The 18,274-nt window shown below is 67.2% G+C and carries 17 protein-coding genes; 6 read left to right on the forward strand and 11 right to left on the reverse strand.

Features of this window, described 5'->3' with window-relative positions; translation table 11 throughout:
* Positions 1-140: 140 nt before the first annotated feature.
* Positions 141-881 (forward strand): 23S ribosomal RNA methyltransferase Erm, encoded by a 741-nt coding sequence (gene erm, locus BN2156_RS13360; protein ID WP_090514498.1) that lies wholly within the window; start codon positions 141-143, stop codon positions 879-881.
* Here erm and BN2156_RS13365 read toward each other — a convergent pair.
* A complete protein-coding gene (locus tag BN2156_RS13365) occupies positions 878-1,171 on the reverse strand; it encodes a DUF3017 domain-containing protein (RefSeq protein ID WP_070187350.1) in 294 nt (97 codons plus the stop codon). The two genes, erm and BN2156_RS13365, sit on opposite strands and share 4 nt — an antisense overlap.
* The gene (locus tag BN2156_RS13370; protein WP_090515872.1) at positions 1,168-2,019 is read right to left on the reverse strand and encodes a bifunctional methylenetetrahydrofolate dehydrogenase/methenyltetrahydrofolate cyclohydrolase; all 852 of its coding nucleotides are present in this window, start codon (positions 2,017-2,019) and stop codon (positions 1,168-1,170) included. The genes BN2156_RS13365 and BN2156_RS13370 overlap by 4 nt, the downstream gene beginning before the upstream one ends.
* A 38-nt stretch (positions 2,020-2,057) precedes the next feature.
* Between BN2156_RS13370 and BN2156_RS13375 the strand changes: the two genes are divergently transcribed.
* Together BN2156_RS13375 and BN2156_RS13380 are read left to right on the forward strand one after the other, a co-directional pair.
* Positions 2,058-3,290, forward strand: coding sequence for an NADH:flavin oxidoreductase (locus tag BN2156_RS13375; protein WP_090514500.1), 1,233 nt, complete (start codon positions 2,058-2,060; stop codon positions 3,288-3,290).
* A gap of 7 nt (positions 3,291-3,297) precedes the next feature.
* Entirely contained in the window at positions 3,298-4,209 is a 912-nt protein-coding gene (locus BN2156_RS13380) for a diphosphate--fructose-6-phosphate 1-phosphotransferase (protein WP_090514504.1), read from the forward strand.
* A gap of 50 nt (positions 4,210-4,259) precedes the next feature.
* On the opposite strand, the gene BN2156_RS13385 is transcribed toward BN2156_RS13380, so the two are convergent.
* Positions 4,260-6,029 (reverse strand): PQQ-binding-like beta-propeller repeat protein, encoded by a 1,770-nt coding sequence (locus tag BN2156_RS13385; protein WP_090515873.1) that lies wholly within the window; start codon positions 6,027-6,029, stop codon positions 4,260-4,262.
* Positions 6,030-6,105: 76 nt separating this feature from the next.
* Here BN2156_RS13385 and BN2156_RS13390 point away from each other — a divergent pair, with 76 nt between their 5' ends.
* Complete coding sequence (locus BN2156_RS13390; RefSeq protein WP_162490796.1) at positions 6,106-8,778, forward strand: FHA domain-containing protein; 2,673 nt, start codon at positions 6,106-6,108, stop codon at positions 8,776-8,778.
* An 81-nt stretch (positions 8,779-8,859) separates the two neighbouring features.
* On the opposite strand, the gene BN2156_RS13395 is transcribed toward BN2156_RS13390, so the two are convergent.
* The 5 genes from BN2156_RS13395 to BN2156_RS13415 are packed head-to-tail and all read right to left on the reverse strand — an operon-like array spanning position 8,860 to position 13,797.
* The gene (locus tag BN2156_RS13395) at positions 8,860-9,423 is read right to left on the reverse strand and encodes a pentapeptide repeat-containing protein (protein WP_090514510.1); all 564 of its coding nucleotides are present in this window, start codon (positions 9,421-9,423) and stop codon (positions 8,860-8,862) included.
* Between the two features lie 3 nt (positions 9,424-9,426).
* The gene (locus BN2156_RS13400; protein ID WP_036440681.1) at positions 9,427-10,038 is read right to left on the reverse strand and encodes a GTP-binding protein; all 612 of its coding nucleotides are present in this window, start codon (positions 10,036-10,038) and stop codon (positions 9,427-9,429) included.
* Complete coding sequence (locus tag BN2156_RS13405; RefSeq protein WP_090515875.1) at positions 10,019-10,384, reverse strand: DUF742 domain-containing protein; 366 nt, start codon at positions 10,382-10,384, stop codon at positions 10,019-10,021. Before BN2156_RS13405 ends, BN2156_RS13400 begins: the two co-directional genes overlap by 20 nt.
* A 36-nt stretch (positions 10,385-10,420) precedes the next feature.
* On the reverse strand, positions 10,421-10,828 hold the full coding sequence (locus BN2156_RS13410) for a roadblock/LC7 domain-containing protein (RefSeq protein WP_019346515.1): 408 nt from the start codon (positions 10,826-10,828) through the stop codon (positions 10,421-10,423).
* Positions 10,825-13,797, reverse strand: a complete 2,973-nt coding sequence (locus BN2156_RS13415; protein WP_090514513.1) for a HAMP domain-containing sensor histidine kinase — start codon at positions 13,795-13,797, stop codon at positions 10,825-10,827. The genes BN2156_RS13410 and BN2156_RS13415 overlap by 4 nt, the downstream gene beginning before the upstream one ends.
* A 331-nt stretch (positions 13,798-14,128) precedes the next feature.
* Here BN2156_RS13415 and BN2156_RS13420 point away from each other — a divergent pair, with 331 nt between their 5' ends.
* Entirely contained in the window at positions 14,129-14,593 is a 465-nt protein-coding gene (locus BN2156_RS13420; RefSeq protein ID WP_090514515.1) for a tRNA (cytidine(34)-2'-O)-methyltransferase, read from the forward strand.
* 102 nt (positions 14,594-14,695) lie between these two features.
* On the opposite strand, the gene BN2156_RS13425 is transcribed toward BN2156_RS13420, so the two are convergent.
* Entirely contained in the window at positions 14,696-15,349 is a 654-nt protein-coding gene (locus BN2156_RS13425; protein ID WP_090514517.1) for a nitroreductase family protein, read from the reverse strand.
* A 149-nt stretch (positions 15,350-15,498) separates the two neighbouring features.
* Positions 15,499-16,071, reverse strand: a complete 573-nt coding sequence (locus BN2156_RS13430; RefSeq protein ID WP_090514520.1) for a forkhead-associated protein — start codon at positions 16,069-16,071, stop codon at positions 15,499-15,501.
* A gap of 319 nt (positions 16,072-16,390) precedes the next feature.
* On the opposite strand from BN2156_RS13430, the gene BN2156_RS13435 reads away from it, so the two are divergent.
* Positions 16,391-17,302, forward strand: a complete 912-nt coding sequence (locus tag BN2156_RS13435; RefSeq protein ID WP_090514523.1) for a hypothetical protein — start codon at positions 16,391-16,393, stop codon at positions 17,300-17,302.
* On the opposite strand, the gene BN2156_RS13440 is transcribed toward BN2156_RS13435, so the two are convergent.
* A complete protein-coding gene (locus BN2156_RS13440) occupies positions 17,284-18,231 on the reverse strand; it encodes a LysR family transcriptional regulator (protein WP_090514528.1) in 948 nt (315 codons plus the stop codon). The genes BN2156_RS13435 and BN2156_RS13440 overlap by 19 nt on opposite strands.
* Positions 18,232-18,274 lie beyond the last annotated feature (43 nt).

The raw sequence follows: 18,274 nt of genomic DNA on the forward strand, positions 1-18,274 counted from the left end.
GGGTTGAAGCTTTCGGAGAATTTCCCCTAGCGTGGCCTCCATGTCGGTGACCTACATCCGCTTGCGCATCAGGTAGCGGCGGCCTCCACCTCTCGGAATACCCGCCGCGGCAGCTTTGTCCCTGCGATGGCGGAGTATCCGTGTCTTCAACTCATCACGGCCGGCACGAGAACGGCCAGAATTTTCTGCGCGACCGCCGAGTGGTCGCCGATATCGTCAAAATCGTCGCGCGCACAACAGGTCCCATCATCGAGATCGGTGCCGGTGACGGCGCGCTCACCCTGCCGCTACAACGGCTGGACCGCCCGTTGACCGCCATCGAGATCGACCGACGAAGGGCCGGCCGGCTGGCGGCGCGCACCTCCGCCGAAGTGGTCGGCACGGACTTCCTGCGATACCGCCTGCCACCGACACCGCACGTGGTCGTGGGCAACCTGCCGTTTCACCTGACCACCGCGATCCTGCGGCGGCTGCTGCACGGCCCAGGGTGGACCGACGCCGTTCTGCTCATGCAATGGGAAGTCGCCCGGCGACGAGCCGCCGTCGGGGGCGCCACCATGATGACGGCCCAGTGGTGGCCGTGGTTCGAATTCAACTTGGTTCGAAAGGTTCCCGCCGATGCGTTCCGGCCACGGCCCGGTGTGGACGCCGGGCTGCTGACCATCGCACGCCGCGACGAGCCCCTGGTCGCCCGAGCCGACCGCCGGAGGTATCAGTCGCTGGCGCACGAGATGTTCACCGGACGGGGCCACGGTATCGCGCAGATTCTGCGCCATCACGTGGACCGGAGGTGGTTGCTGGCCAATGGAATTCACCCGTCGGCACTGCCACGTGACTTGACCGCGGCACAGTGGGCGGCACTGTTCGCCGCGGTCCGCTAGCTGGTGCCGAGCGGGTCGATGGTCCAGGCGATGTAGAGCACCGCGGCACTCACCGTCGCCGTGGTGGCGAAGTCGATGGTCCGTGAACGCACCACCAGGAGACCGGCCCGGTCATCGGTGAGCGCCAGCCGCAGTGCCGCCGCCGCACCCACCCCGATCCCGATGACCAGGGCGCCACGACGCCAGTAGCCCGCCACCACCAAGGCGAAGGCCGCGACAAAGATCAGCCCGACCACCAGGATCGGCCACTGCCCGGCGACCACCTTGCGGACGAACTCCTTTGCTGTCACGCCAGTTTCGACTCTTCGAGCTCGACGACATTGGTCAGCAGGAACGCGCGCGTCAGCGGACCCACCCCACCCGGGTTGGGTGACACGTGTCCGGCCACATCCCAGACGTCAGGAGCGACGTCACCGGTCAGCTTGCCGTCTACCCGGCTCACGCCGACGTCGACGACGGCCGCCCCCGGCTTGACCATGTCCGCGGTGACCATGTGTGGCACCCCGACCGCGGCGATGATGATGTCGGCCTGCCGCGTCAGTGCGGGCAGGTCACGGGTTCCCGTGTGACACAGCGTGACGGTGGCGTTCTCCGAACGCCGGGTGAGCAGCAGACCCATCGGCCGGCCGACGGTGACGCCACGACCGATCACCACGACGTGCGCGCCGGCGATCGGCACGTCGAACCGGCGCAGCAGATGCACGATCCCCCGGGGGGTGCACGGCAGTGGAGCTTCTTTGCCGAGCACCAGCCGGCCCAGGTTCGTCGGGTGCAGACCATCGGCGTCCTTGGCCGGGTCGATGCGCTCCAGCGCGGCGTTCTCGTCCAGATGCTTGGGCAGCGGCAGTTGCACGATGTAGCCCGTGCACTCCGGGTTGGCGTTGAGCTCGTCGATCGTCTCGTCGAGCTGGGCCTGGGTGATGTCAGCAGGCAGGTCGCGGCGGATCGAGTTGATCCCGACCTTCGCGCAGTCGGCGTGCTTGCCGCGCACATACGCCTGTGAGCCGGGGTCGTCCCCGACCAGCACGGTGCCGAGCCCGGGCGTCCGCCCCGCTTCGGCCAACTTTGCTACGCGCTGTTTGAGGTCGACGAAGATCTCGTCGCGCGTCGCCTTACCGTCCAACACAATCGCACCCACAGCTGCCATTGTGTCAGGCCGCGTGGCAAGCTCCATCTATGAACACTCAGCCCAATGTGTTCACTGATGTTTTCAGTGAGGCCAAGCTCGGCCCGGTGACGCTGCGCAACCGCATCATCAAGGCCGCCACCTTCGAAGCGTCCACGCCCAACGCGCTGGTCACCGACGATTTGATCAACTATCACCGGCTGCCCGCGGCCGGCGGGGTCGGCATGACCACCGTCGCCTACTGCGCGGTGTCCCCCGGCGGCCGCACCGACGGCTGGCAGATCTGGATGCGGCCCGAGGCGGTCCCCGGGCTGACCAAACTCACCGAGACCATCCACGCCGAGGGCGCGGCCATCAGTGCCCAGATCGGCCACGCCGGTCCGGTCGCCAACTCGCGGACCAACAAGGCCAAGGCTCTGGCCCCCGTGCGGTTCTTCAACCCGCTGTCGATGCGGTTCGCCAAGAAGGCCACGCTCGACGACATCCGCGATGTCACCGAGGCGCACGCCAACGCCGCCCGGCTGGCCATCGACTCCGGGTTCGACGCGGTCGAGGTTCACCTCGGCCACAACTACTTGGCCAGCTCGTTCCTGTCCCCGCTGATCAACCGTCGCACCGACGAGTTCGGCGGGTCGCTGGAGAATCGGGCGAAGGTGGCCCGCGGCGTCGTGCGCGCGGTTCGCGACGCGGTCGACAAACACGGCGACAGGAAGATCGCGGTCGTCGCCAAGCTCAACATGAGCGACGGCGTGCGCGGTGGCATCCCGATCGACGAGTCGCTGCAGACGGCGAAGTGGCTGGAGGAGGACGGCGGTCTGGACGCCATCGAGCTCACCGCGGGCAGCTCGCTGGTCAATCCGATGTACCTGTTCCGCGGCGGGGCTCCGGTCAAGGAGTTCGCGGCGAACTTCAAACCGCCGATCAGCTGGGGCATTCGGATGAGCGGCAACAAGTTCTTCCGCGAATACCCCTATCACGAGGCGTATCTGATGCGCGACGCCGAGAAGTTCCGCGCCGAGCTGACCATGCCGATCATCCTTCTCGGCGGTATCACCAACCGCGAGACCATGGACCGGGCGATGGCGGCAGGCTTCGACTTCGTCGCGATGGGCCGGGCGCTGCTCGCCGAGCCGGACCTGCTGAACCGGATCAAGGCCGAAAAAGACAACGACCCTCAAAACCGTGTGTTGTCCAAGTGCACGCACTGCAACAGCTGCATGCCGACGATCTACAGCCACACGCACTGCGTGGTGACGGGAGCCCCGGACTCGCTCGTGAGCTAATAGCCCCATGGTTGGTAACCACCCCAGCGACACCATGGTCACTTACCGCTACGTGCGGGTCGGCCTGGTCGCACTGGTGGTGTTCCTGTTGTCCTCGCTGGCGTTGACGTGGGCACACAGTTGCCCGCAGGGATCGATCAGCGCGTTCTTCTACACCCGCACCCACGCGGTGTTCCTGGCTTCCCTGTGCGCGATCGGCATCTGCCTCATCGCCTACAAGGGCAGCCGGATCGGCGAGGACGCGCTGCTGAACTACTCAGGGTTCATGGCCTTCATCGTGGCGCTGGTACCCACGGGCCCCGCCGACGACCTGTGCCGGCCTTGGCTTCCCACCGTGGCCGACCCGTTCGGCGGCGTCGCCAACAACGTCGCCGCATTGTTCGTGGCCGTCGCCGTCGGCACCGGGATGTACCTGGCACTGGGCCGCTGGCGGCGACCGCAAGAGCCACCCGTGGCGTCCGGACCGTCCTGCGCCGAGGCCGCCACCCTGTGGAAGTCCATCGCCACCGCGCTGCTGGGCGTCGAAAAATGGCTTCCGGCAGCCCTGTTGGTCATCTCCATCGCCGGCGCACCACTGATGCTGTGGGACTGGTTCGCCGAACACGCCCACGTGATCGCCGCGGTGGCGATGTTCCTGGCCATCACACTGGTGGCGGTCTACCACGCGTGCTATGCCAGGGCTGCCGTACGCCCACACCTCGCCCGGTTCTACGCGACCATCGCCGCACTGATGCTCACCACCATCGTGGCCGGCATAGTCCTGCTCATCCTGGGCTGGCACTTCGGCGTGATCACGGTCGAACTGATCCTCATCGTGCTGTTCGCCGTGTTCTGGGCCGTGCAGACCGCCGACGTCTGGGACGCCCAGGACCGCTACCCGCCGGAAGCCGTTCCCACGCTGGCCAACGCCGAGCCGTGAAACCCAACCCGGCAACGGAACCGACGTAATCAACGTCGCATCGACGACAGCTAGGCGGTGTACCCGTCGATCTGCAGCGTTTGCCCATCACGGCGCAACACCAGCACCGCACCTGGTACCGGCACCAATCCTTCGACCGATTCGGCGGGCACCGTGGCGGTCTGAGTGCAGGTCTTCGCGTCGAACGTGCGCAGCGATCCCTCGGCGCCCCGGGCGCCGCGGTCGGCAAGCAGCAGAGCGTCAGGGAACGCGACATACGCTGGTTGATCAACTCGTAGGCTCGGTACGTTCGACCGAGCCGGCTCGACACCGTCGGGAAGCTGGCACCGTTGATGCCCGTCGGGCCCGAACAAGGTCAGCCGGGTAGTCCGGTCAGTCAGATACCACACCACGAAATCATCGCTGGGACCGTATGATTCGGCTAATCGGCCGTCTGCCGGCAAGGCGGTGACAGTGCGGTTGACAAGGTCCACGTACATGGCGGCGTCGGGCGCGCCGGCCCCGACCATGGAAACGAAGACTCCGATACTGTTCGCCGGTCTGGCCCCGAGTTTGAGGTAGCGCTGCTCGAGCGGCACCGCCGGGTCGATCTTTCTTTCCGTCAGCACTGTGTCCCAGCCGATTTGGCCGGTCTCTGGATCGAGCACGCTCAACCAGACCTTGCCGTCCTCACATTGGACCGTGGACACCACACCCGAAGCCGTCACCAGCGGTTCGACAATCCCACAACCGGGATGGGGTGCGGGCTCACTCCACAACGCCCGGCCGGTCCGGCTGTCGTAGCGGGTCCACACCTGCTCGTCGTTCCAGCCAACCACCAAGGGTCCGGTGGAGCGTCCGAAGCGCCCACCCGCCGCTTCGAGCAGCTCCGGATCGGCACTGGTCCACAGCTGGTCGCCGGTGACGGCGTCAAGGCCGACCAGGCCGGCGTCGATGAACGCCAAAATCGTTGCGCCGCTGTCGACCACGCGCATGCCGTTGACGCTCACCTCCCCTGGCCCGGATCGCGAGTAATGCCAGCGCTCCTTGCCGTCTGTGCCATAAGCCGTGATGCGGCCCTTCTGGTAGACCGCGAAACCGACTCCGGCGGCAGCGATGTCATACGACGCGACGTTCGGATCTGTGAACGCGTCGGGCACCGACACGGTGAACGTGCGCTGCCCCAGTGCGGCCGGCGACGCCGGGACGTCGGTAGCCGCCGCCGTCGTCGCATCAACGAAGCGCCCGTCGTCACCGGCCCGCAGCGCACCCACGGTCACCACCGCGGCAACCACGACGGCGATCGCTGCACCGACCGCCAGCAACTTCACCGAGCCACGCTCCAGCCGCGGGAAGGCCCGCGCGGCCAGGAACGTCGCCGCCGCGCCGGCCAGACACAACCACCACGACGCCGCACCCAGCGGCAACGCCGCGGTGACCGCCGCGTTGTCCATCGCGGTCCGATAGAACGCCGGGATGCCCTGACTGACGTAGGCGATGACCAGCAGCGCCGCCACGCCCGCCGCGCCGGCCGGGGTGGCCGCGAGATCACGGCCGGTGCGTCCGCGCCACACGCTGTAGACCATCGCCGCGATCAGCACCACCACGATGACCACCACAACCAGTGCGATCCGGTTGGGCAGCGCCTCGCCCCAGCGGTGCTGGCCGACCACATACCAGGCGCTCTCACCTGCACTGCGGGGCGCCACCAGCCGCGCCCAGGCGCTCAACGCCGCAGCCCACACCAACCACACCACCGCCGCACCGGCCAGCACCGTGCCCACATGCCGCAGCGCGCCGAGCACCCGGCCTGCCGCCTTCTGCGCCCCTTCAGAACCCATGCGTGCCATCGTCACACGCCGCGACACCCCCGCAACGGCCCAGCCCCGGTGAAAACAACCGATAGAGTTGAGCGCGATGAGCCCTGCGCTGACCGTTCGTTACGACGGGTCGACCCGTACCTTTGCCCCGGGCAACGATGTCGTCATCGGCCGAGACCTCCGTGCCGACGTCCGCATCGCCCACCCGCTGATCTCGCGTGCCCACCTGGTGCTGCGCTTCGACCAAGGCCGATGGGTCGCGATCGACAACGGCAGCCTCAACGGCATGTACGCCAACGGCCGCCGGGTGCCCTCGGTCGACATCCACGACGGCCAGGTCGTCAACATCGGCAACCCGGACGGGCCCCAGGTGACCTTCGAGGTCGGCCGCCACCAGGGCTCCGTCGGCCGGACACCGACAGCGGCCGTGCCGATCGCGAACCGTCCCAGCGGTGCGTGGCCCACTCAGGCCGCGGCCCCCGGACGCCAGCAATACGGCCAGCCGCCCGCGGCCCAGCGACCCGGTTACTCGTCCGGCCCGCAGCCGCGCTACCCGACGACACCCACCGGATATCCGAGCGGCCCGCAGAGTGGCGGCTATCCGAGCGGACCACAAACCGGTTATCCCGGCGGCCCGCAGAGCGGCGGCTACCCGAGCGGACCGCAGGCGTATCAGTCCCAGCCGGTCCGCAGCGCACCCAACCCGGCCCAGGCTCCGACCACGATGCGGCCCGCGGCCACGCCTGACCGCGGCAGCAGCGAGGCCGGCGGCAACATCGCCACCAGCATGATGAAGATCCTGCGGCCGGGGCGCACCGCCGCGGCGCCGGCAGGTGCGGTGAAGATCGGCCGCAACACCGACAACGACATCGTGATCCCCGACGTGCTGGCCTCGCGGCATCACGCCACGCTGATCCCCCTGCCCGGTGGCACCGAGATCCGCGACGAGCGCAGCATCAACGGCACCTTCGTCAACGGCGCACGAGTGGACTCGGCGGTGCTGCACGACGGTGACGTGATCACCATCGGCAATGTCGACCTGGTGTTCACCGGCGGCACTTTGGTGCGCCGCAGCGAGACCGAGGCCGACACCCGCACCGGTGGCCTCGAGGTGCGCGGCCTGACGTGGACCATCGAGGGCAACAAGACACTCCTCGACAACATCTCCGTCGACGCCCGGCCCGGCACACTCACCGCGGTGATCGGCCCGTCCGGTGCCGGTAAGTCGACGTTCGCCAAACAGGTCGCCGGCTACACACATCCGACCAGCGGCACCATCACCTTCGAGGGCCACGACGTCCACGCCGAATACGCCTCGCTGCGCTCCCGGATCGGCATGGTTCCCCAGGACGACGTGGTGCACGGTCAGCTCACCGTCAGGCAGGCGCTGATGTATGCCGCCGAGCTGCGGCTGCCTCCGGACACCACCAAGGAAGACCGCGAACAGGTCGTCATGCAGGTGCTCGAGGAACTCGAGATGACCAAGCACCTTGACACCCGCGTCGACAAGCTGTCCGGCGGACAGCGCAAGCGCGCCTCGGTCGCCCTGGAGCTGCTGACCGGCCCGTCACTGCTGATCCTCGACGAGCCCACCTCCGGCCTGGACCCCGCCCTCGACCGCCAGGTGATGACGATGCTGCGCCAGTTGGCCGATGCCGGCCGCGTGGTGCTGGTGGTCACGCACTCACTGACCTACCTCGACGTGTGCGACCAGGTGCTGCTGCTCGCGCCTGGCGGCAAGACCGCCTTCTGCGGCCCGCCCGACCAGATCGGCCCGGAACTCGGCACCACCAACTGGGCCGACATCTTCAGCACCGTCGCCGGCGATCCGGCCGAGGCCAACCGCAAGTATCTGGCTCGCACCGGTCCGGCCCCGGCGGCCGCGGCGTCGTCGGCACAGCCCGGCGACCTCGGCGAGCCGGCCAAGACCAGCCTGTTCCGCCAGCTGTCCACGATCGCCCGCCGACAGGTCCGGCTGATCGTGTCCGACCGCGGCTACACCGCGTTCCTGCTCATGCTGCCGTTCATCATGGGCGTGCTGTCACTGTCGGTGCCCGGTGATGTCGGGTTCGGCCTGCCGGTGCCGGCCGTCCAAGGCGGCGAGGCGCCCAACGAACCGGGCCAGATTTTGGTGATGCTCAACGTCGGCGCGATCTTCATGGGCACCGCGCTGACCATCCGGGCGCTGATCGGCGAGCAGGCCATCTTCCGTCGCGAGCAGGCGGTCGGCCTGTCGACGACGGCCTATCTGCTCGCCAAGATCGCGGTGTTCGCCGTGTTCGCGGTGCTGCAATCCGCCATCGTCACGGTGATCACGATTCTCGGAAAGGGCTGGGGCCCGGGCTCTGTCGACAGCGGGGCCTTCATCGGCGGCCGCAACCTGGAGTTGTTCATCGACATCTCCATGACGTGTGTGGCCTCGGCGATGGTGGGCCTGGCGCTGTCGGCACTGGCCCGCTCGGCCGAACAGATCATGCCCCTGCTGGTGGTCACCGTGATGAGCCAGCTGGTGTTCTCCGGCGGCATGATCCCGGTGACCGACCGCGTGGTGCTCGATCAGTTGTCGTGGATCACCCCGGCTCGCTGGGGCTTCGCCGCGTCGGCATCGACCATCGATCTGACCCGCCTGGTGCCGCCGCCGCTGCTGCCCGCCGATTCACACTGGAAGCACACCCCGACCGTGTGGCTGATCAACATCGGCATCCTGCTGCTGCTCTGCATCGTCTACACCGGATTTGTTCGCTGGCGGATCCGGCTCAAGGCCGGCTGAGTCCTCCCTTTGTCACGCCAGAGTGTCGCTCGGGACCCGGCGTCACTCTGGCGTGACAAAGGTGCGTGACAGCAGTGACCGCTACCCGCCGTGGACATCGAGGCCGTGGGCGGCCGCGTAAGCCAGCGCCTGGGCGATGTCGATCTTGGCCCCGCGCAGCTTTGCGGTGGTCCAGAAGGTGGGGTCGACGCGGGCGCCCCGCAGATCGGCCTCGTCGAGCTTGGCGTCCTGAACCCGGGCGCCGGTCAGGTCGGCCTGGCGTAGCACCGCCTTGCGCAGGTCCACCCCGACCAGACTGGCCTCCCGTAGCCGGCAGTCCGAGAGGTCGACGCTGCGCAGATCGCAGCCGCCGAGCACGGCCAGGGTGAGATCCGACTCCACGATTTTGATCGGGCGCAACCGGCACTCGGTGAACACCGAACCCAGCAGGCTGCAGTTGGTGAACGCGCTGTGCCAGAGCGTGGCGCGACGGAACGTGCAGTTACGGAACGCCGAGCCGAAATGCTGCGACTCGGACATGTCCACACCGCTGAAATCACACTCGGTGAACACCACGCGCTCGGTGCGCAACCGGCTCAGGTCTTCGTCGCGGAAATCGTGGCCCGTGAATTCCCTGTCCGCCCAGGCGGTTTCGTCAGCTACCACGCCTCAGCCAGGCAACGCGGAAAGCGTGCTCAGCGAGTACTCGGTGACCGCGATCAGCGCGGCCTTGGCCGAGTTGCGGTCGCGGGCGTCCACCGCCACCACCGGGATGTGCTCCGGCAGTGCCAGGGCTTTGCGCACCGCCTGGGTGGGATGCTTTGGCGCGTCGTCGAACTCGTTCACCGCGACGATGAACGGCAACTTGCGGGCCTCGAAGAAGTCGACAGCGGCGAAGCTGTCCTGCAGCCGGCGCACGTCGACCAGGATGATGGCACCGATAGCGCCGCGCACCAGGTCGTCCCACATGAACCAGAAACGGCGCTGCCCGGGCGTGCCGAACAGGTACAGCACCAGATCCTCGTCCAGCGTGATCCGGCCGAAGTCCATCGCTACCGTGGTGGTGCGCTTGTCCGGGGTGCCGTCCAGGGCGTCGACGCCCTCAGACACGTTGGTGACCAACGCTTCTGTGCGCAGCGGCATGATCTCGGAGACCGCGCCGACGAATGTCGTCTTCCCTGCCCCGAACCCGCCAGAAATGACGATCTTCGTCGAGGCGGCCCCACGTCGGGGAGCGCCACCGGCGGAGGCCGAGCGGGGTTCAGAGTGCTCGTAGGCCACGCAGGGTCCTTCCAATCAATTCGCGGCGTTCGTCGAAGCTAGCCGAATCATCAAGGGTGGTTTCCACCCGGAGATAACCCTGCGTCACCAAGTCCCCGATCAGCACGCGCGCCACGCCGAGCGGGAGAGATAAATGTGCGGCAATCTCGGCAACCGAAGGACTGCCGGTGCACAACTCTACGATCTGTGCGCGCACATCGTGCCCTGTCCAACGCGGTTCGCGCGTCGTGTCGGTTTTTTGCACCGGCGCTTCCAGCGGAAGATGCACGCGCGAATCGGTGCGGCCGGCCGTCAGCGTGTACGGCCGCACCAAACTCGGTCGATCGGTGGGTTCTGGTTCGTCCACAGGCACCTCGCGAAGGGCAGGAAGGGGTCAGGGGACTCAGGACGGTTGCGGCGTACGACGCGACGACTGCACCACCGCGCCGACCCGCTCGACCAGGATGGCCATCTCGTAGCCGACCTGGCCGATGTCACACGACGGGGCGGTCAGGGTGGCCAGGTTGGAGCCGTCACCCACGCGCATCAGCAGCAGGTAACCGTTCTCCATCTCGACCACCGACTGCATCACGTGGCCGCCGTTGAACAACTGCGATGCCCCGGTGGCCAGGCTGGCCAATCCGGAAGAGACCGCGGCGAGCTGATCGGCCCGCTCGACCGGCATGTGTTCGCTGGCTGCCATGAGTAGTCCATCGGCCGAAACCAGCACCGCATGGGACACCCCGGAAACCTCGCGGGCGAACTTGGACACGAGCCAGTCCAGGGAGTCGCGCTGCGTCGGGCGGGTCATTCGTTATCGGTTCCTCTGGTCTCACGGGCATGCGATCGTCCGGCGTGCACGCCTCCGAAAAGGTTGCTGGTGCTCGTACGGACAGCCTCGGGGTCGCGCGGCTTGAAGGCCGCGAACATGCCGCTGTCAGGTTCGTCTGCCGATGCTACCGTCTCGAAGCCGTCGTCGTTACGGTGTACTCCACCGTTGCGGTGACGGCCGTTGGACTCAGGGGCGGTCGCCCCGACCGCAGCGGCCACACCGCCCGGCACCAGACGGGCGCCCGGCGTACGCATTGGCAGGCCTTCCTCGGTGTGCTGCTCGACGGGCGCATCCTGCGCCGCGGCGGCCACCGACCAGCCCTTCTCCCAGACCGTCTTCCAGTCCAGGTCGGCACTGCGTACGTGGGTCGTCGGATCGATCTCGAATTCCGAGACCATCGACTGATAGATGGAGTCGCCCTCGGGATCGGAGCTGTCAGCCTGGACCGCGGCGGCTTCGACCGAGTCATCGTCGGGTTGATGCGTCGCGCCGTTGAGATCCGCCGCGCCATTGAGGCCGCTGTGACCGTTGAGGTCACCAGCCCCGTTCAAGGCACTGTGACCGTTCAGGCCGTTGACGCCATTGATGCCGTTGGTGGCGGCCTGACCGCGCGATGCGAAGAACGACGAGGTGTTGGTGGGTGAACGGCCCGCCTCGACGTCGTCGACGTCCTCTTCATCGGCCGCCGCGTCCGCCGCGCCCTTGGCTTCGCCCTTGGCCAGCGCCGCGCTTTCTTCGGTATGCACCGGCCACTGCTGTGGCCACTCCCCAACCGGCTCGTCCGCGGGCTCCTCGACCGGCGCCTCGGCTTCCGGTTCCGGCTCGGGCGCGAGCGTGCCGGGCAGCTCCGAGATCCCGCTGGCACCGGGACTGCGCTGAGGCAGCAGGTCGAACGGCACCTCCGCGCCGTTGAGGTGCGGCTCGGCCGGGCCGGCCCCGAAACCCGACGCGTCGGCAGGATCGGCGTCCAGCGACAGCGCCGTCGAGATCCCGGCATGGGCGTCGACGGGCCTCCCGTACGGAAGCTCATCGACCTGGTCGCCACCGTCGCGGGCCAGAAGCGTGGCCGGGATGTACACGCCGGCCGTGGTGCCCGAGCTCGGTTCTTCGGCCACGGTGCTGCGCAGCCGCACCACCAGGCCGTGCTGGGTGGCCAGTCGCCCGACCACGAACAGACCCATGTGACGCGCCGTGTACGGGTTGACCTCACCGCCGGACTGCAGGCGGGTGTTGGCGACCCGCAGGTCAGCCTCGGTCATGCCCAGGCCGACGTCGCTCACCTCGATCACCAGCGCACCCTTGGCCGCATGCACGGCCGATACCCGCACCTGCGAGATCGGCGGCGAGTAACGCAACGCGTTGTCGAGCAGCTCGGCCAGCAGGTGGATCAGGTCGCCGGCTGCCGAACCCGTGATCTCGACATCGGCCACCGACGCGGTGACAACGCGGGTGTAGTCCTCCACTTCCGAGGCCGCGGCATTGATCACCGTCGCCAGCGGCACCGGACGGCTGTGCTCACGCGCCAGCTTGGAACCGGACAGCACCAGCAGGTTCGCGCCGTTCCGGCGCATGCGGGCGGCCAGGTGGTCGAGCCGGAACAGGCTCTCCAGGCGTTCCGGGTCGTCCTCGTTGCGCTCCAGCTGGTCGATGAGCGACAGCTGCTGGTCGACGAGCGATCGGCTGCGCCGCGACAACGTCTCGAACATGTCCGAAACCTGCAACTGCAGCTGTGCCTGTTCGCCGGCGAGGAACACCGCCTGCTCGTGCAACTCGTCGACGGCATGGGCCACCTGCCCGACCTCTTCGGTGGTCTGCACCGGAATCGGGGTCACCGGCACCAATTCGCCGCCGGCGCGGACCCGTTCGATCTCCTTGGCCAGGTCCTGGTGGGCCACCTTGAGCGCGCTGTCGCGCAGCGTCCGCAGCGGGCGCACCAGCGAGCGGGCCACCAACAACACGATGACCAGGGCGCTGATGATCGCGGTCGCCACGAGGATGGCGTCGCGGAACGCGTCGTTGCGGGCGTCATTGGCCTGGGCCTCCACCGCAGCCGGAATGGCTTTGGTGGTGCTGTCGATGATCTGGCCGGCAATGTTGTTCGTCGCGTCCAGCGAGGCCAGCATCTCCGGGTTACCGACCAGCGGGATGCCCGGGTTCGACATCATCGCCATGCGTTTGACCATCTCGGCGCGCAGTGTGGCCGCCTCCTCGGAGCCACCTCCGAGCACCTTCGTCAGCGCGGCCACCGTGGACGGCTCGGTACCGGCCATCGTGATCATCGAGGTGCGCAGCAGCGGCTCCGGCTGGTCCCCGCCCCGGTTGACGAGCATCCGCTGAATCGCCATCTGGCCACGGGCACCGATCGCGCGGGCCAGCGCCTCAACCTGAGCCTGGACCGACTGCTGGTTGCTGTGCACCGAGCCGGTGATCGCGGCTTCGCCGGTCAGCAGCAGCGGACCGTAATCGAGGATGCGCTGACGCAGGTCGATCGAATCGGTCATCACCGCATCGACCAGCTGCTGGCCCTTGCCGAGAAGACCGGCCACGGCCTGATCGACATCCTCGGGCAGATCGGTGGCCTCGACCCGTTGCTGCAAGTCGGCTTTGCGGTCCTCGAACGTCGACATCGCCGACTGCCCGTCGCCGCCTTCGGTCGCCGCGATCAGCACGCCTTCCATGGCGGCCATGTAGTCGTCGATATAGGGGATCATCTCGGCACGGTCGGCCGCCAACCGCAGATCGCCGGCGGCGCTGGCACTGGCATAGATGCGCAAGCCACCGAACGTCGCCGCCAGGATCAACGGCACGACGACGATCGCGAGGACTTTCCTGGTGACCGGCCAGTTGGCCGGGGACCAGCGCGAGGGGCGCTTGGCCGGAGCCGATGGTGCTGGGGAGAATTCGACGAGGGTGCCGTCAGCCTGTTTCAGCTGCGTAAAGGCAGTCATCGGCGCCCAACCGCACTACCGGCTGCGTGGCCGCAATTCACTCGTGGGGCGTGATTCATAAGACTTCCTGCTGTTTCCGCCCACGCGGGGGCGAGCGTCAAACGCCTTGGCAATTGCACGAGTATGACAGTCTCCCGCGAGCGTTTCCACAATTCTTACTGAACAGACAGAGTTCGTGACCGAGCTGTAGCGCAGTTGTGTGGTAGTCGAGCAAACAGCGCGGTACTTGCCGAATCCCGTGTCGATTTCCACTTCCTATTCCGGCGTCGATTCACACCCCCATTTGCCTCCCGATTAGCTCACGGTGCGGTGTTCGTACGATCATCGTCGGATGTTCCGGGTGTTGTTCTTTTCCCCCCGCATCGCACCCAACACCGGCAATGCGATCAGGATGGTGGCAGGCACCGGGTGCGAGCTGCACCTGGTCGAACCGTTGGGCTTCGATCTGTCCGAACCCAAGCTGCGCCGAGCCGGCCTGGACTACCACGACCTGGCATCGGTGACGGTGCACGCCGACCTGGCGGCTGCGTGGCGCGCGCTGATGCCGGCCCGGGTTTACGCATTCACAGCGCACGCGACGACCTCGTTCACCGACATCTCCTATCAGCCGGGAGATGTGCTGATGTTCGGCCCGGAACCCACCGGACTGGATGCCCAAACTCTGGCCGATCCCAATATCACCGCACAGGTACGTATTCCGATGCTCGAGGGCAGGCGGTCATTGAATCTGTCGAATGCCGCGGCCGTCGCCGCCTATGAGGCATGGCGCCAACACGGGTTCGCCGGCGGCGTCTAGTTACGCCACGGGCGTTGGCCGCCAAGCGACCCACGCCCGAATCTCACAGAGAGTTCATACACCGGCTTCACAAAAGCACCGGGGGCATCGCTTGCCCCGCGGTCACCAACTGTCCCAGTGCGAGAACTGCTCGGCCGGAAGTCGCTTGGCCTTCTTGAAGTCGGTGCCCAAGGTGTAGGCGATCGGGAACAGGCCCGCCTGCGAGTACCGGTCGAAGGGAATGCCCAGCAGTTCGGCGGCCTGCTTCTCGCCGTCACCGAGCAGATGCAGCGTCGTCCAGGCCGAGCCCAGGCCGCGCGACCGCAGCGCCAGCATGAAGCTCCACACCGCGGGCAGCAGGGATCCCCAGAAGGACGCACCGATACCGGCAGGCGCACCGTCGGGGCGGCCTTCGAGGCACGGGATCATCAGCACCGGCGCCTTCTCGAAGTTGTCCGTGAGGTACTTGGCGGAGCTCATCACGGCGTCCGCCTGCTGATCGCGGATGTCACCACGCTCGGGCTTGGGCAGATCCAGGTACGGGTAGGCGTTGGCCCGGTAGATGTCGGCCAAGGCCTTCTTCTTTGCCGGGTCCTCGACGAAAACCCATTGCCAGCCTTGCGCATTCGAGCCGGTCGGCGCCTGTAGTGCCAGGTCGAGACACTCCGTGATGACCTCGCGCGGCACCGGCTTTTCGAAGTCGAGGCGTTTGCGCACCGAGCGGGTGGTGGTGAGAAGCTCATCCACGGTCAGGTTCAGGGCTGGTTCGGCTGTCATGCCGCGAGACTACAACCGCTTCGCCCCAAATCAGAGAAGCTCCCCAGCAGTTTGCTGGGGAGCTTCCAATCATCGTGTGCCGCATTACAACTCAGCTAACCGATGAAGGTTGCGCACCGTCGCCGAATCGGCGACGGTGCACGGGTTTGTCAGCCGGCGTTCTCGGAGACCAGCACCGGCTCCCAGCCGTTGGCCTGCGGCTCGTCCGACGATCCGTAGTCGGCCGAGGACGGGACGGCGTGGATGCCGTGATCGTCGCCCGGCAACCCACCCAGCGCGGCGATGGTGTCGCGAATCTTCTGCGCCTCGGCGTCGGTCGGCGTTGCGCCCGCCTCGAGTTCATCGAGCAGACCGTCACGCAGGCCGGCGCCGTTGGCCACTTCCTGGGCAGAAAGCTTGGCGTGGACGCGGGTCACGTAGATCTGCTGTCCCAGAGAGGAACCCGGCGCCGAAGCGGCATGGGCCATCAGCGAGTCGTACCGCTGACGGACGCCGCTCAGCGCCACGATGACCGCCGGCGAAGGCCGGTTGCTGCTGGCCGCCTCGGTCAGCGAGGCACGCAGCTTGCGCAGGCCGGACAGGACGACGTCGGCGCGCTTGTGGAACTTCTTGTCCTCGGGGAAGGGCAGTGCATCGATCGCGGCGGAGTACATGTGCATCGCCGCTTCCGACAGACTGACGATGACCGCCGAATCACCTTCCAGCGTCGCGTTTTGTCCCATGGGCCCTCAATTCTCAAGCGAACAGATCAACAGAAAGTGAGCGGCCGGTCGCCGGACCCGTCGGGTCCGATCCACCGCCGCTCGCGGTGAGCTCGCCGATGACACTAGCGGTTTGTGAGCGGCACGTCATCGCTAGGGGCACTTGAAGAATGACGAAAAACAGGGTATGCGAGTGCGCGTGTCACCGGCCGGTAGCGCAGGCCGCCGAGGGTGGCCCTACTCTGAACGCCGGCACGGTGGCAGGCTTGGCCGACGGGAGGTCGACATGGCCGGACTAACTGAATCGACAAGGGTCGCTGAGTCTTCAGGAGGTGCCCCGTTGGATTACGGCCAAAATGGCGAGACGACACAGCCGATGCGCGTGGCTGCGGTGGATCGGGACCCGGCCCCCAAGGCGGCGCCGGCCGACACCAAAGCCAGCGTCGGGTGGCTGGCCTGCGGCGGTGTGGGTGCCCTGGCCATCGTCTGCTACCTGCTGTTCAGCCCGGGCCAGCTCGGAAGCAAGGCCGAGTGGTTCTTCGGTGCCGTCGTCTTCGTCGTCGTGATGGTGACGATGTGGCTGACCCTCACCATCCAGCGTCAGGCCAAGCACGACATCGCCCAGGCCGGCGACCGGCTGCGCCGTGAATTGGCAGCCGCTGACGAACGCTCGGCGCTGGAACTCGCCCTGACCCAGAAATGGCATCGGGCCCAGATGGAGTCTCAGGAGAAACTGCACCGCGCCGAACTGGTGGCCCAGCGGGAACTGGCCCGCATCGAGCGCAACAATCTGCTCGAACAACTGCAGAAGCAGGCGATGATCGAGGTGTCTCGTGCCGTCGGCACACACACCCGGATGCTCGCAACGCTGTGGACCGAAGGTGCGACGCAACTGCGCAACCCGGACCGCGACGAGCGGGAAATCGCGATGAACGCACTCTTCGAGCAGATGGGCCAGGTGGTGAACGATGTTTCGGTCGAGCTCGACAACGCTCACCTGCTCAGCCAGGACGACCGCCTGCAGGACGCGCTGAACCGGGTCAACGACGCGGTGCTGATGGCGATCCAGGTCGCCGAAGATCTGCACGCCGACGTGGTCGAGGGCCGCACCCCCGAAACCAATCCCATCCCGGCGGTCCAACGCCTGCTGCACGAGCGGGCCACCGCCGCGCGGCGCCTGGCCTGGTCGTTACTGCGGACCGGACTCGAGGACGGCACGGTGGGCGGCGACGATCACCGCGACGCCGGCTGATCGCCCGGCCGGCGGGCTTCGCCTGGGCCGGCCGAGCCGTGCTTCGTCTGCAGCGACCGCCTGGCGTGGTCGATCAATCGGGCGGCACTGGCGGTCGATTGTCTGGCGTTGTTCCACACCAACGCCAACGACCCGCGCAGGTTCAGGCCGGAGATCGGCATGACATGCAGCCGCGGGCCGCGGGCACGCGCGTACGGCTCGGGAACCAGCGCGACGCCAAGGCCGCCACTGGCCAGTTCGGCGAGAACATTCGGATCGCTGGCCTCGATACCGACCTGAGGTTCGAGCCCTACGGCGCTGAACGCCGCATCGATGGCGCTGCGCGTTCCGATCGTCGACGAAAACGTGATCAGCTGATACCCACCCAGATCCTCGAGCGTCAGGGCCGACCGCCCGGACAACGGATGGTCCGGACTCACCGCGGCGACGATCTGCTCGTCGGCGACCAGTTGCAGGCGAAGGTCGGCAGGAACCGTTGCGGGTGGCGAAATGATCGCCATGTCATGGCGCCCGTCGAGCAAACCGTTGACGAGATCGTCGGTGTTGGCCTCCAGCAAGGAGATCTCAACCATGGGGTGTTCGCGGTGAAACTCCGCCAGCATGTCGACCAGATCGAAGGCGAGCGACGACGATGCCGCCAGGCCGACGCTGACATGCCCGCGCAGTGCGGCGCTGTACTCATCGGCGACCTGCTTGGCATCGGTCACCGCGGCCAGCGCGGCACGCGCGTGGGTCAGCAAGGCGGTACCGACCTTGGTGAGCCGCACCGGAGAACGTGACCGGTCGAAGAGCCGCTGACCGAGTTCCCGCTCAAGCAACAGGATTTGAGCACTCACACCCGATTGCGCGATGTGCATGCGCGCGGCTGCCTTGGTGAAACTGCCCTCTTCCGCGACGGCCACGAAGTACTCCAGCTGCCGCAGCTCCATAACTAAAAATGATAACAGTCAGCATGTTTCGATGTTGGACGCC

This window comes from Mycolicibacterium neworleansense (genome assembly GCF_001245615.1).
Lineage (GTDB): Bacteria > Actinomycetota > Actinomycetes > Mycobacteriales > Mycobacteriaceae > Mycobacterium > Mycobacterium neworleansense.